Annotated in this window: 11 protein-coding genes; 3 read left to right on the forward strand and 8 right to left on the reverse strand. The window is 70.1% G+C overall.

All coding sequences use genetic code 11. From position 1 onward, the window contains the following. The first annotated feature begins 1 nt into the window (after position 1). Positions 2-427 carry a (deoxy)nucleoside triphosphate pyrophosphohydrolase gene (locus GF068_RS12950; RefSeq protein WP_153819657.1) on the forward strand — a complete coding sequence of 142 codons (426 nt, stop codon included), beginning with the start codon at positions 2-4 and terminating at the stop codon, positions 425-427. A 44-nt stretch (positions 428-471) separates the two neighbouring features. Then, positions 472-1,848, forward strand: a complete 1,377-nt coding sequence (locus GF068_RS12955; protein ID WP_153819658.1) for a flavin monoamine oxidase family protein — start codon at positions 472-474, stop codon at positions 1,846-1,848. Between the two features lie 2 nt (positions 1,849-1,850). Here GF068_RS12955 and GF068_RS12960 read toward each other — a convergent pair whose 3' ends face one another. The 5 genes from GF068_RS12960 to GF068_RS12980 form a co-directional block, all read right to left on the reverse strand. Further along, positions 1,851-2,492 (reverse strand): hypothetical protein, encoded by a 642-nt coding sequence (locus GF068_RS12960; RefSeq protein WP_153819659.1) that lies wholly within the window; start codon positions 2,490-2,492, stop codon positions 1,851-1,853. 131 nt (positions 2,493-2,623) lie between these two features. Next, complete coding sequence (locus GF068_RS12965) at positions 2,624-2,779, reverse strand: hypothetical protein (RefSeq protein ID WP_153819660.1); 156 nt, start codon at positions 2,777-2,779, stop codon at positions 2,624-2,626. Positions 2,780-2,849: 70 nt separating this feature from the next. Continuing rightward, entirely contained in the window at positions 2,850-4,511 is a 1,662-nt protein-coding gene (locus tag GF068_RS12970; RefSeq protein WP_338046356.1) for a sensor histidine kinase, read from the reverse strand. Positions 4,512-4,533: 22 nt separating this feature from the next. Continuing rightward, the gene (add, locus tag GF068_RS12975) at positions 4,534-5,766 is read right to left on the reverse strand and encodes an adenosine deaminase (protein WP_153819661.1); all 1,233 of its coding nucleotides are present in this window, start codon (positions 5,764-5,766) and stop codon (positions 4,534-4,536) included. Between the two features lie 59 nt (positions 5,767-5,825). Beyond that, positions 5,826-6,989, reverse strand: a complete 1,164-nt coding sequence (locus GF068_RS12980) for a vitamin K epoxide reductase family protein (protein WP_153819662.1) — start codon at positions 6,987-6,989, stop codon at positions 5,826-5,828. Between the two features lie 122 nt (positions 6,990-7,111). Between GF068_RS12980 and rnr the strand changes: the two genes are divergently transcribed. Continuing rightward, a complete protein-coding gene (gene rnr / locus GF068_RS12985; protein WP_153819663.1) occupies positions 7,112-9,469 on the forward strand; it encodes a ribonuclease R in 2,358 nt (785 codons plus the stop codon). Here the strand turns inward: rnr and GF068_RS12990 are convergent. The 3 genes from GF068_RS12990 to GF068_RS13000 form a co-directional block, all read right to left on the reverse strand. Next, positions 9,466-9,927 (reverse strand): 1,2-dihydroxy-3-keto-5-methylthiopentene dioxygenase, encoded by a 462-nt coding sequence (locus tag GF068_RS12990; RefSeq protein WP_240806841.1) that lies wholly within the window; start codon positions 9,925-9,927, stop codon positions 9,466-9,468. The genes rnr and GF068_RS12990 overlap by 4 nt on opposite strands. A 62-nt stretch (positions 9,928-9,989) precedes the next feature. Next, positions 9,990-10,958 (reverse strand): FHA domain-containing protein, encoded by a 969-nt coding sequence (locus tag GF068_RS12995; protein WP_153819664.1) that lies wholly within the window; start codon positions 10,956-10,958, stop codon positions 9,990-9,992. Positions 10,959-11,012: 54 nt separating this feature from the next. After that, positions 11,013-13,367: a methyl-accepting chemotaxis protein gene (locus GF068_RS13000; protein ID WP_240806842.1), complete on the reverse strand. Its 2,355-nt coding sequence runs from the start codon at positions 13,365-13,367 to the stop codon at positions 11,013-11,015. Positions 13,368-13,664 lie beyond the last annotated feature (297 nt).

Genomic DNA, 13,664 nt, shown 5'->3' on the forward strand with positions numbered 1-13,664 from the left:
CATGACCGACGCTTCGCCACGTCCGCCCGTCCTCGTCGCCGCCGCCGTCCTCGTCGAAGAGGGGCGCGTCCTGCTCACCCAGCGCAAGCGCGGCACGCACCTCGCGGGCGCCTGGGAGTTCCCCGGCGGCAAGGTCGAGCCCGGCGAAGACCCGCGCGCGGCCCTCGTGCGCGAGCTCGTCGAGGAGATCGGCGTGGAGGTCTCGGTGGGCGACCCCGTCGAGGTGACGTTCCACAAATACCCCGAGAAATCGGTCCTCCTGCTCTTCTTTTGGGTGACGCGCCTGCCCGGCTCGCCCGATCCGCGTCCGCTCGACGTCGCCGACGTGAAGTGGGCCGGGGCGGGCGACCTCGCTCCCGAGCTCTTCCCGCCGGCGGATGTCGCGATCCTCTCGAAGGTGCGGGCGCTGCTCTCGCCCGACACGTAATCGGAGCACACGGGCGGCCCGAACGGCGGTATCCTGCCGCCGCGATGGAAGAAAACGCGCAAGGAGCGCCGCGCGAGGTGTCGGTGGTGGTCGTCGGCGCGGGGCTCAGCGGCCTCGTGGCGGCGCGGCGGCTCGCGGCGGCGGGCGTCTCGTTCGTGGTGCTGGAGGCGCGGGATCGGGTCGGCGGCCGGACCCTGAGCCACACGACCCCGCTCGGCGATCGCGTCGAGCTCGGCGCGCAATGGATCGGACCCACGCAGGATCGAATGGCCAAGCTCGTCGCCGAGCTCGGCCTGTCGACGTTCCCGCAATGGCACGACGGCAAGAAGGTGCTCTCGCTCGGCGGCACGCTCACGACGTACCGGACCTCGATCCCGAGCCTGTCCTTGATCGGCGCCGTCGACCTCGGGATCTCGATCCAGCGCATCGAGGCGCTCGTGAAAGAGGTCCCCATCGAGGACCCGCTCGCGGCGGCGAAGGCGCTCGAATGGGACGGGACCACGGTCGAGGCGTGGAAACGCAAGAACGTGAAGACCCGCGGCGCCAAGGCAATGCTCGACACCGCGGTGCGGGCGGTCTTCGCGGCGGAGCCGTCCGAGCTCTCCCTCTTGTTTTTCCTGTATTACCTGCGTCAAGGCGGCGGCCTGATGCGGTGCGCGGAGATCGTGAACGGCGCGCAGGAGACGCGCCTCGCCGAGGGTTTCCAGGAGGTCTCGAAGCGGCTCGCGGCAGGCCTCGGCGAAGAGCGCGTCGTTCTGGGCGCGCCCGTGCGGCGTATCGCCGAGGACGCGTCGGGCGTGACCGTGACCTCGGACGCAGGCGCGTGGCGGTGCAAGCGGGTGATCGTGGCGGTGCCGCCGGCGCTCGCCGGCCGGATCGATTACGAGCCGGGCCTGCCGGCGATCCGGGATCAGCTCACGCAGCGGGCGCCGATGGGCAGCGTGATCAAATGCGTCGCGACGTACGAGGCGCCGTTCTGGCGGCAAGCGGGGTATTCGGGAGAGGCGCTCTCCGATGTCGGCGCGGTGAAGCTCGCCTTCGACGATTCTCCCGAGGACGGCTCGCGCGGCGCGCTCGTCGGGTTCTTCATGGGCAAGGACGCGCGCGCCATGAGCGGAAAAACCCCCGAGGAGCGGAAGAAGGCCGCCGTCGATTCGTTCACGCGGTTCTTCGGCCCGCGCGCGTCCTCGCCGATCGATTACGTCGATCAGGACTGGCCGGCCGAGCGCTGGTCGCGCGGCTGTTATTCCATGGTCCTCGGCCCGGGCGTGCTCTCCGCGCACGCCTCCGCGCTGCGCGCCCCCGTGGGCCGCGTGCATTGGGCCGGGACGGAGACGGCTCGGATATGGACGGGATACATGGAAGGCGCGGTCGAAGCAGGCGAGCGCGCCTCGGACGAGGTGCTCGCCGTCCTCGGTTGATCCTAGCGCCTGCGCAGCGGCTCGGGCTCGCGCGGCGCGCCGTCCGGCGCCGCCACGAAATACAGCAGCCCCCGCCGCGGATCGTGGATCCCCGCGCCCCGCTCGACGAACGGCGAGAGCGGCGAGACCACGACGAGCTTCAGCATGTACCGCGCCTCCGCCTCGAGCAGCGCGTCGTCGACCGTCTTGCGCGGGACGTCCGCGACCGCGCCGCGCAGGAGCGGCAAGGGAACGCCGGGCGCACTCCGGTACGCCCCGTAGAGCCGCCCCATGGCCGCGAGCACCATCGATATCACGTCCGGGTCGGGCGCCTTCCCGCGCGCAGCGAGCAATCGTTGCGCATGTAGGAGAATATCCCCGAGCTCGCGAATCTCCAATTTTCGGAGGATGTCGTTGATCTCGTCGAGGGGCGTCTTCAGCCGGCGGCTCCCGGGCCCGGAGCGGGGCTCCGCGGCGAGCGCCTGGACCACACCCGCGGGCTCGGGCGGGACCGAAAAATAATCCGGCGCCACGGGCCGCATCGCGGATCGAGGGCCGTACCGCTCGGATACGGGCTGCGCCGTCTCGGCCGATGCCGCCGTCACCGTGCCCAGGCGCAACGTGCGGAGCGGCGCTCGCGTCTTCGTCCCTGCCTCGTTGTTCATCTTTCTTCTCGTCAAGCAATGAGCAATGGCACGACGCCCATTTTCTTCGATGCTCGGCCCGCCAAACACGAGCGCAAAAATGACGCAAAACGTCGAGCTCTCGAAGGGCCGTCCCTGGCGGACCTCTCGCGCTACGGCCCGGCCTCCACCGAAGAGGCGGCGAGGGCGCGCGACCGCTCGTCGCGCCTCCGCTTGACGTGTTCACCCGCAAGCAAGGGCAAAAGCGCGAATCCACCCGGGGCCACGATCGCCACCACCCAGAGCACGATGCGGAGCCAGGGCGCCATGAAAGACGACCATTACAGCTTCCGTGCCACGAGCTGTGGTGCGCTCGTGCACGACACGATGCACCCCGGCTCAGGTGGCTGTGGCGCTCTCGTCCTCGTCCGGGGCGAGGGACCGCTCGACCGCGGCGCGCGCCTCGGCGCTGTCCGCGCGGGGCAGCCGGATTCGAAACCGCGCGCCGCCGAGGGGCGACGACGTCGCCTCGATCGTCCCGCCATGGTCGACGACGATCTTCTTCACGATCGTGAGCCCGAGCCCCGTCCCGTCGCGCTTCGTGGTCACATAAGGATCAAAAAGAACGTCGCGCACCTCGGCCGAAATCCCCGGCCCGTCGTCGTCCACGTCGACGACGTAGAACCCCCCGGTGGAGCGCGCCGTGACCACGACCCTGCCCCAGGTCCCCTCGCCTCTCCGCGCCCGTCCGCGCGCGTCCCGCAGGGCCTGCGCCGCATTCTGCACGACATTCGTGAGCACGCGATGGAGCATTTCCCGGTCGAGCACCGCGGGCATTTCTCCGTCGGGCACGTCGAAGCGCAAATCGACGCGCGAGAGGAGCGCCTCCTCGCCCTCCACCCGGCCGCCCTCCGTCCGGGCCGAGAGGTGGTCGCGTTGCTCGCGCAAGAACGCCCCGAGGTCCACGGGCGAGAGCTCCGCCCGCGGCAGCCGCGCGAAGCTCGAGAACTCGCCGACGAGGCGGCGCAGCGTGCCCACCTCCTCCTCGACGACCTCCAGCGTGGTCTGGACGATACGCTTGTAATCGGCGTCGTCGCCGGCATAACGGCGGTGGCACTCCTGCACGGCGAGCTGGATCGGCGTGAGCGGATTCTTGATCTCGTGCGCGAGGTGCCGCGCCATCTTCTGCCACTCGCTCATCCGCCGCAGAAACTCGACCCGCGCGCGGGTCTGCTCGAGCTCCTCCAGCATTCGATTGAACGCCCGCCCGAGGTCGCCGACCTCGTCATCCCCCGTCACCTCGACCCGCACCGTCAAATCACCCGCCGCCACGGGCCGCGTCGCCGCCGCGAGCTCGGCGATCCGCCGCGTCACCGGCCGCGCGACCACGATCCCGGCGATCGCCGCGAGCACGATCAAGAGCCCGAACAAGAGGCCAAACGCCCGCGTGTACGTCCGGTCGACGTACTCCTCGCGGTGATGTCGTTCGAGCTGATGGTATGCCTGGACGAACTCCTGCGCGGACTCCATCTCGGCGAACCGCGCGTTTGGCGCGGCGAACGTCGCGACGAGGAAGGGCCCGTCCTCCTCGCCCGCCTCGCCGAGCGGCCTGCGCACGAGGAGCGTGCGCTCCAGGAGCGGATCGACGGGTTTGTCCCGCTCGTGTGTGCCGAGGACCTTCCCCGTCGCGTCCTCGAGCTTCAGCGAGACGAGCGAAGGGTGCGCGACGAACTCCCGCGCGAGCTCTTCGGAGACTCGCCCCTCGCCCTCCTCCTTCGCCACGCGGACGAGCGCCGGCCGCATCGCAATGGCGTCGGCCTCGTACCGCATGCCTTGCTTGATGGTCTTCGCGAGGTCCGCGTACACCCCGAGCGCCCGGTCGAGGTGCGCGCCGAACTCGGGCTGAAACGCGGTCGCGCTGACGCGCGCCACCATCTCCCGGGCCAGGAGCAGCGCGGCGACGAGCGGGATGACGGCGGTCACGAGCACCGCGAGGACGACGCGGCGCTCGATCTTCCGTCGTTTGATGAGGGAGGCGGGGCGAGGCAGAGGGGCGGACACGCCCCTACTCTAGGCGAGCGGGCTAGTTCGCGCTGTCTTCGATGGCGCGCTCGACGGCGGCGTGCACCGGAGAGACCTCGGTCGCGGGCTTCTGCACGTCGAAGCTCACCGGCGGCAGCACGCCCCGCGGCAGCCAGGTCTCCTGCTCGCTGCGCGAAGACTCGGGCTTGCGCGCCGGCAGGATGCGGCCGTCGGGCTGGAAGCGCTCGAGCTCCTCGGTCACGCGCCGGAGGTACGACTGCTTGATGTGGAACGGCATGAACGCGCTCTTGAACCCCGAGACGATGATCGTCTTGATGTCCTTGAGCGACATGCCCATCTTCGTGTGGCAGAGCCAGAGCTCGTTCGAGACCGTCGTGTCCGTGACGAGCCGGTTGTCCGTGTTCACCGTGACCCGCAGGCCGAGGTTGTAATAGAGCTTCAGCGGGTGCGACGCGAGGTCACGCACCGCGCCGGTCTGCACGTTCGACGACGGGCAAGCCTCGAGCGGGATGCGGTGGTCGTTCACGTAATGCAGGAGGTCGCCGTTTTCGCGCAGGCGGCAGCCGTGGCCGATGCGATGCGCGCCGCAGACGTGGATCGCCTGCGCGATCGACTCGGGCCCGTACGCCTCGCCCGCGTGGATCGTGCAGTTGATGTTGTTGTCGCGGACGAGCTGGAAGGCGGCCTTGTGGTGCTTCGCGGGGTTGTCGTACTCGGCGCCGGCGAGGTCGAAGCCGACGACGCCGCGGTTCTTGTAGGCCACCGCGAGCTCGGCCATCTCGAGCGAGGAGTGCGGCGAGATGTTGCGGATGCCGCACACGATGACCGCGCTCTCGATCCCGAGGTTGTCGTGCGCCGCGCGCAGGCCCGCGAGCACCGCCTCGACGACGCTCGTGAGCTTGAGCCCGAGCCGCGTGTGCAGCATCGGCGCGTAACGCACCTCCATGTAGCGGACGTTCTCGCGCGCCGCGTCCTCGGCGAGCTCGTAGGCGCAGCGGAAGAGCGCGTCCTCCGTCTGCAAGACGCGCAGCGTGACGTCGAACGCCTTGAGGTACTCGACGAGCGAGCCCGTGTTTTGCCCGAGCCGCATCGCGCGCCGGAGCTCGGCAGGCTCGTACGACGGCATCTCCACGCCGTGTTTTTTCGCCAGGTCGATGATGGTCTCGAGCCGCAGCGAGCCGTCGAGATGGACGTGGAGGTCCGTCTTCGGGATCTGCTGGAAGAACTCGAGCGGCAGCGTACTCACGCTGCCCGTCGCTGTTTCGGTCTCCATGGTGAAGTCTTACACGGACGGCGCCTCGAGGGGAGGCCGATCCGCCCGACCAGCAAGGGTCAAACGGAGGGCGAGCGCTCCTTCGACGGAGCTCCGCCGTCCCGGTCACCCACCGGGGTCATGAGCGTCACGAGCACCGCGAGCAAGAAGGCGACGCCGAGGACGACGAACATGGCCCCGAGAGGCAGCGCGACGCGCTCGCCCCCGAGCTCCTGCGCGAGGGCCATCTCGACGCGCTCGGGGTTGTACCCGAGCACGACGCGCCTTCCTACGAACGTGAACGGAAGCCCGCGCCCGCCGAGATCCGCGAAGAGTTGTTTGTCGCGCTCGAGCTCGGCCCGGGTCTGGGGCGCCTTCATGCACGTCGCGACGGCCTCGGCGGAGACACCCGCCTTCGCGACGAGCGCGGGGACGGCTTCGTGCGTGAGCTGCTCTGGCTCCGCCGCGTAGAGCTGATCGGCGACGGCCTCGCGTTTGTCCACCGGCACGCAGAGATACGCGAGCGCCGCGGGCTCGGCGCCCGGGTGGCCCGAGAGCGGCATCATCTTGCGCACGAGCGAGACGTGATCGCCGTGGCGCGCCGCGATGTCGTGCAGCGCCGGGTGCATGCGGCGACAGAAGGGGCACTCGAAGTCGGTGAAGCCGACGATCGCGACCTTGCCCGGCGTTTGCAGGGCCTGAATGGCCTCGGGCGCCGGCGGCACGACCGGATACTTCCCCCAGACGAACGGGACGAGCACCGCGAACATCGCCGCGCCGACCCAGGCGAGCACCACGGGCCTGCGCTGCGGCAAGAGGACGCGGCTCTCGTCCTTCCATGCGCGCAGCGCGACCCAGACCGAGGCGAACGCCGCGACGATCGCGGAGATGTCGACCGCGACGCACCACGGACAGAACGCGCCGATCTCGTTTTTCTGGAGCCAGAGGAGGAACGCGGCGAAGAGGCCACCAGGGACGGCGAGGGCCGCGACGACCGCATGCCGGAGCTTGTGACGGGCGACGAGCGTCATCCCGAAGAGCGTCGCGTAGGCCGCGAGGCCGAGGGTCGGCAGCGGGACGCCGAACGGCCGCGACCACGGCGACATACGCACGGCGAAGCAGCCCGACGTCACGCCGCAGAACGCGGGATCACCTGCGTTCTGGTACTCGACGACGAGCGCGGAGGACGCGGCGATCGCGACGAGCAGCGCCAAACGAAGCAGGAGGACGGGGAGCGTGCGCATCGGCTCATGTTTCGCACAAGCGCCGTCCTTTCGCAGCCGGCTTTGGTTCGGGACATGCTAGGAAACCGCCCATCGCGTGCGAAAAAGCGCGACTAGGAGGGCGCCTCCAGGCTCCACGACCCATGACGTCGATCGGCCGCGTAACCATCGCCGAAGTGCTCGCCGAGCACACCCGCCCCCTGCACATCCACGAGATCGCCAGCCGGCTCGGGCTGACGGAGGGAGCGTACGAGCCGCTCCGTCGCGTGCTCGACGACCTCTGCTGGGACGGGAGCGTCGTCGCCTTGCCAGGGCAACGCTTCCGCCTCGCCCGCGCCCGGGAAGAGCGGGAGCGACGCGGCAGAGAGCACGAGGGCAACCTGAACGTGAACCCACGCGGCTTCGGGTTCGTCGCGGTGCTCGACCTGCCCGACGACGTCTACGTGCCCGCCGAGGCGATGGCCGGCGCGCTGCACGGCGACACCGTGGCGATCCGCGTGGTCACGACGTCACGCAGGGGCATCGAGGGCGAGGTGGTGCGCGTCGTGAAGCGCAAGACGAAGCGCGTCGCGGGCGTCTTGCGCAAGCGCGGGCGGAGCGCGTGGATCGAGCCCGACGACTCGCGGCTGCGCGGGCCGATCGTGCTGAAGAGCGAGCCTCGCATGAACCTGGAGGACGGCATGGCCGCCGTCGCCACGATCACGCGTTTCCCGGAGATGCCCGACGAGAACCCCGAGGGCGTGCTCGAGGCGGTGCTCGGCGTGCCCGGTGATCCGAACGTGGAGGTCGCCAAGGTGCTCGTGCGCGAGGCGATCGAGGAGGAGCACCCGCCCGAGGCGATCGCCGAGGCCGAGGCGTTCGGAGGCGACGTGCCCCGCGAGGCGCTCGTCGGTCGCGAGGACCTGACGCACCTGCCGCTGCCGACGATCGACCCGGAAGACGCACGTGATCACGACGACGCGGTCTGGGCCGTGCGGAACGAGGACGGCTCGTACCGCGTGTGGATCGCGATCGCGGACGTGTCGCATTACGTGCGGCCCGGGACGGCGCTCGACGAGGCCGCGATGTCACGCGGCAACTCGATCTACCTGCCCGACAGGGCGATCCCGATGCTGCCGCGCGCGCTCTCCGCGAACCTGTGTTCGCTCGTGCCGAACGCGACGCGCCTCTGCATGTGCGTGGAGATCGACCTCGACGCGACGGCGACCGTGACGGGGGCGCGTATCTTCGAGGGCTTCATGCGCTCGCGCGCGGCCCTCACGTACCCGGGCGTGGCGCACGCGCTCGGGCTCGCCAAGCACGCGGTGCCGGACCCGGACGCGGAGGCGATGCGCGAGGACCTCGAGGTGCTGTGGGAGCTCTCGCGGCAGCTCCGCGCGCGGCGCATGCGTCGCGGCGCGCTCGACTTCGACCTGCCCGAGGCGAAGGTGGTGCTCGACCTGGAGACGGGCGCGCCCATCGACGTGGAGAAACGCGCCCACGATCCCGGCGTGAAGAAGGCCTACGAGCTCATCGAGGAGCTCATGCTCCTGGCGAACGAGACCGTGGCGCGCGAGCTCGTCACGCGGAACGCGCCGGCCATCTTCCGCGTGCACGCGCCGCCGAACCCCGAGCGCCTCGAGCGCTTCATCACGATGTGCGAGACGCTCGACGTGGGCTTCGAGCTCGAAGACGCCTCGGATCCGAAGAAGCTCTCGACGTTCCTGAAGGGCATCACGAACCACCCGCACAAGCAGGTGCTGCACTCGTTGCTGCTCCGCGCGATGAAGCAGGCGGTGTACGACGTGAACAACGGGGGCCACTTCGGCCTCGCGTCGACCGCGTACCTGCACTTCACCTCGCCCATCCGGCGCTACCCGGATCTCGTCGTGCACCGCGCGGTGCGGGCGCTCTTGCAGAACGAGCGCATCGACACGAGCCCCGAAGCCGAGGAGAAGCTGAAGAGCGCCGCGATGACCGCGTCCGACTGCGAGCGCCGCGGGATGGACATCGAGCGCGAGGTCGTCGACCTGTACCGCGCGCTCTACATGCGCTCGCACATCGGCGAGGTCTTCGAAGGCACGGTGACGGCCGTCGTGGGGACGGGCCTCTTCGTGGCGATCAACAACCCCTTCGTGGACGTGCTCGTGCGCCTCGACGCCCTCGGCCCCGACGGCTACGAGGTCGACGAGAGCAGCCTCGCCGTGACGGGCGTGCGGAGCGGCGAGCAGATCAAGCTCGGCGACACGATGCTCGTGCAGATCGAGGACGTCGCCGTGCTGCGCCGCTCGATCTACGGACGGCGCGTGATCGAGGTGGACGAAGAAGGCGTGACCGAGCAGAGGACACGCAAGGTCCGCCGGCGGGCGTCGACGAACGCCCCCGACAAACCGAGCCGCGGGAAGACGGCGAAGGTGTCGACGAAGGGTCGCGCCACGCGCGATCGCACGAACGGCGCGAAGACGAAGAAGACGAAGTCCTCGGCCTCGAAGACCAAGAAGACCAAGAAGACCCGGCGCTAGCCGGCGCGGGTCTCCTCGCTCGACGCTCGATACAGCGGCGTGAGGCTCCCGCGCTCGGCGTAGGGCTGCAGGTAGCGGAGCAGCACGTTCGCGCTCGGCAAGAAGCGGTGATAACGCTTCTCCGGGATCAAGAGCGCGTCGCCCGGACCCACCCAGATGCGCACCCAGCGCTCGTCGGTCGCGCGCACGTCGTAGACGCCCTCGCCTTCGAGGAAGAGCCGCACCTCGGCGGTGAGGTGCAAATGCTCGTCGATCTCACGGGCGATGGTCGCCTCGTCGCGCGGGTTCGCCACGCTGAGCCGGACCTCGTCCTGCTTGGTGAAACCAAGCTCGGCTCGGATGCGCTCGACGAGCGGCTGCATCGATCGTGGATCGAAGGCCTCGGCGATGATCCCCTCGGCCCGCAGCTCGTCGGGGCTGCAAACGCGCTCGCTCGGGCTCATCCACACCGCTCGCATCGAGACCTCCCTCGGATCCTGCGCGCATGATCCCGCCCGCACGAGGACGCGCTGTCAAGCGCCTAGCGCCGGATCAACCAGAAGAACCCGACGACGCTCAGCACGAGCACGCAAGCCGCAAAGATGAGCACCACGCCGTCGGTGAGGCTCCAGCCAGAGTCGGGCGCCGGCGTGATCGCGCGTTGCGGTCGAAGCGGGCGCGATGCGTCGTCCTCCACGGGCGTCGGCTCGGGCGCCGCAGAAGCCGAAGGCGTCTCGTCGTCCGGGAGGGGCGGCGGCGGCGCGTCCTCGGGGCGCATCGGCTCGTCGGCGCACCGCGACAGCTCCGCGAGCGCCTCGGCCGCCGGATACTCGAACACCACGACGTCGCGCCCGATCGTGAGGGTTTGTCCGGTCCGCCACGTCGTGTCCGTCGCGCCGATCGGCGCGCCTTCGAGCTGCGCGACCTTCGAGCCGAGGTCCCGCACGAGGAGGTTTTCCCCTTTGAGGCCCACCTCCACGTGCCGGAACGCGGCCTCCGGATCGTCGAGCGGCAAGTCCACCTCGCGGGCGCGGCCGAGCACGTAACGCCTGCCAGGATCGGTGAGCGCGAGCGTCTTGCCCGCGTCGGGGCCTTCGAGGACGACGAGCTTCGGGCCGGCGTCCTCGCCCTGCGCCGCGAGCCCACGCGAGACGAGCTCGAGCGCGAGCGCCTTCGTCGCCGCGGGCGTCGCGCGCGCGGTCGCGAGCGGGTCGATCTTCACCTCGAGCCACACGCGCCCGAGGCGGAAGAGCTCTCCGGAGCGCAAGACGCGCGGCGATTGCGGGGGCAAGAGGACGGAGCCGAGCGCCGTGCCGTTGGTGCTGCCCTCGTCGACGATGACGTACTCGTGGCCGCGCTGCCGGATCGACGCGTGGCGGAGGCTGACGCTGGGGTCGGGGAGGCGGAGATCGGAGCCCTCGCCGCGGCCGATGAACACGCGCGGCATGTCGAACGTGAGCGAGAGCTCGTCGTCCTGGGCCGAAGGCCGCACCGTGATCGTGACTGCCATGAAACCTCGGGCGAGCGCGCGGCGGGACGTGGTGCCGCGCGTGCCTTTCTAGCTTTACGCGCCGATGCTCCGACGCACGCGCTCCACGGCGTTGCCGAGCTGGCGCATGGTCTGCTCCTGGATCCGCGCCGCCTCCTCGATCTTCTTCGAGGCCTCGAGGAGCTGCTCGAAGCCGCGGTTCTGGTTGCGCTGCGAGGCGTTCAGGTTGTTGACCATCGCGGAGATCTGCTCGATCGAGCTCGTCATCTGACGGCCGCCGCGGGCCTGCTCCTGGCTCGATCGCTCCACGTGCTGGGTGATCGTGCGCATCTTCTCTGCGCTCTTCATGATGAGCTCCGAGCCGCGCGCCTGCTCGGCCGTGGCCGCCGCGATCTGCTGCACGGTCTCGGCGATGCGGCCGATCGCGTCGGTGACCTGCTTCGACCCCTTGGCCTGCTCGACCGTGGCGCGCGCGATGGCGCGCACCATGTTCGTGCTCTTCTGCGAGCTGTCGAGGATCTTCTTCAGCGCGCGCTCGGCCTCGTTCGAGACCTCGACGCCCCGGTCGACGTTGTGCGCGCCGCGCTCGACGGCGGCGATCGCGTTCTTCGACTCGGCCTGGATCGTCTTGATGAGGTCCGCGATCTCCTTCGTGCTGCCGCCCGCGCGATCCGCGAGCTCCTTGATCTCGTCGGCGACGACGGCGAAACCCTTGCCGTGCTCGCCGGCCTGCGCCGAGAGGATGGCGGCGTTCAGCGCGAGCAGGTTCGTCTGCTCGGCGACGTCGTCGATGACCGCGAGGATCTGGCCGATCGCCTCGATGCGGAAGCCGAGGTTCGAGATGACGCTCACGGCCTCCTGGCTCGACTCCTTGATGCGGTAAATCTCGCTGATCGTCTTCAGGATCGCCTCGGCGCCCTTCTCGGCGTCCATGGCGACCTCCTCGGACAGACGCGCCGTCTCGTTCGCGTTCGACTGGACCTGATCGATGGACACGTCCATCTGGTTCATCGAGGAGCTCGTCTCCTCCGCCGTCAGCGAGAGGCCGTCGACGTTCTTCGCGACCTCGCGGATCGAGTAGGCCATCTCCTCGATCGAGGAGACCGTCTCGCGCACGCTCGCCGCGAGCTCACCGACGTTCTCGGCGACCTCGTCGCTCGTCGCCGTCATCTCGAGGATGCTCGACGAGCTCTCCTCCGCGCTCGTCGCGAGCATCTCGATCGACTGCGAGAAGCTCGAGAGCGAGGCGTTGATGTCGCGCGCGTGCGCCGTCGCCTGCTCGGCCGACGCGAGCACGGTGCCGAGGCCGTCGCCGAGCCGCGGCAGGTACTCGTCGATGACGCCGAGGGCCTCGCCGAGCTCCGAGCGCCGCTTCTGCTCGCGTTGCTCCGAGCCCGCGAGGCGCTCGCCGATCGACGCGAGCTCCATGTAGATCCGCGCGACCTCGGGCTTCGCGCCCACCGGCGCGCGCACGCGCTCGCCCTCGCCCGCGCGCTGCACGGCGTTGACGATCTCGCCCTCGAGGATCTGCATCGCCTCGGCGAGCTCTGCGCGGCGCTTCTGCTCGCGCTGCTCGGCCTGCGTGAGCCGCTCGCCGATCTGCGCGAGCTCCATGAAGATGCGGGCCACCTCCGGCTTCGCGCCGGGCGGGGGACGAACACGCTCGCCCTCGGCGACGCGCTGGACCGCGTCGACGACGTCGGACTCGACGGTCGCGAGCAGCTCGGCGAGCTCGCTCTTGCGCTGGACCTCGCGTTGCTCGGCCGTGCTCGCGCGTTGCTCGGCGGTGGCGAGGTTCTGCTCCGCGGCGACAGCGCGCGACTCGGCGGCCGAGATCCGCGCCTCGAGCGACTGGAGCCTCTGCTCGGCGCTGCCGGCGCGTTGCTCGGCGGCGCTCGCGCGCTCCTCGGCGAGCGAGACCTTCTTGTCCGCGTCCTTCGTCGCGTCGCGGACAACCTCGGCCACGCCCGAGAGCTCGGCGTAGATGCGCGCCATCTCGGGCTTCGCGCCCGCGGGAGCGCGCACCCGCTCGCCGGACGCGGCGCGACCGAGGGCCTCGATCACCTCGTCGACGTTCACGCTGCTCGTGCCCGCGTTTTGCTCGAGCTTCGCGACCTCTTCGTTGAGGTCCGCGGTCTTCTTCGAGAGACGCTGGATCTCGTCGTAGACCTCCGCGAGCTCACCGGTCACGCCTTCGGGCGTCGCCAGCTTCTTGCCGCGGGCCGCGGCTTTCAGCGCCTCGACGAGCCCGCCGAGCTTGACGTTCGCGCCCTTCGACGCGCTCGCGACGAACATCGCGGCCGCGGCGCCGAGGCCTAACAGGTAGAAGAGCTCGGACGAGAAGTCCCTGAGGAAGGACTTGGATCCGATGCCGAAGAGGACGGCGGCGACGAGGACGACGGCGGGGGGGCCGAGCTGCCTTGAGTTCATGGTCTGACGCGGCTTGCGGGTGGCGCGCGTCGGGCGAAGCTCCGGCCGAGGGGCAGGCGCGAGCCGACACGCGAACGCTCGCCGAGGTTAAGAGCGCCGGGGCCTCGGGTGCAAGGAGAGGGATCATTTCCTCGCGATCGAGGCCTACGGCCCGCCCGCGCCCTGGACCTGCTCGCCGCTCGGCCGCTCGGAACCCCCCTCGCCCTCGGCATTTCCCGCGGGCGGACCGTAGTCCGGCGACGTCCCGAAGGGCTTGTCGTAGCCCCGAGGATGCGAATGTTTGCGGGGTCGCGTACC

The organism is Polyangium spumosum, assembly GCF_009649845.1.
GTDB classification, from domain to species: Bacteria; Myxococcota_A; Polyangia; order Polyangiales; family Polyangiaceae; genus Polyangium; species Polyangium spumosum.

Excerpts from the sequence above, each read along its gene's own strand:
- GF068_RS12950 (WP_153819657.1), top strand. The coding sequence starts at position 2 with ATGACCGACGCTTCGCCACGTCCGCCCGTCCTCGTCGCCGCCGCCGTC.
- GF068_RS12955 (WP_153819658.1), top strand. The coding sequence starts at position 472 with ATGGAAGAAAACGCGCAAGGAGCGCCGCGCGAGGTGTCGGTGGTGGTC.
- GF068_RS12960 (WP_153819659.1), bottom strand. The coding sequence starts at position 2,492 with ATGAACAACGAGGCAGGGACGAAGACGCGAGCGCCGCTCCGCACGTTG.
- GF068_RS12965 (WP_153819660.1), bottom strand. The coding sequence starts at position 2,779 with ATGGCGCCCTGGCTCCGCATCGTGCTCTGGGTGGTGGCGATCGTGGCC.
- add (WP_153819661.1), bottom strand. The coding sequence starts at position 5,766 with ATGGAGACCGAAACAGCGACGGGCAGCGTGAGTACGCTGCCGCTCGAG.
- GF068_RS12980 (WP_153819662.1), bottom strand. The coding sequence starts at position 6,989 with ATGCGCACGCTCCCCGTCCTCCTGCTTCGTTTGGCGCTGCTCGTCGCG.
- rnr (WP_153819663.1), top strand. The coding sequence starts at position 7,112 with ATGACGTCGATCGGCCGCGTAACCATCGCCGAAGTGCTCGCCGAGCAC.
- GF068_RS12990 (WP_240806841.1), bottom strand. The coding sequence starts at position 9,927 with ATGCGAGCGGTGTGGATGAGCCCGAGCGAGCGCGTTTGCAGCCCCGAC.
- GF068_RS12995 (WP_153819664.1), bottom strand. The coding sequence starts at position 10,958 with ATGGCAGTCACGATCACGGTGCGGCCTTCGGCCCAGGACGACGAGCTC.
- GF068_RS13000 (WP_240806842.1), bottom strand. The coding sequence starts at position 13,367 with ATGAACTCAAGGCAGCTCGGCCCCCCCGCCGTCGTCCTCGTCGCCGCC.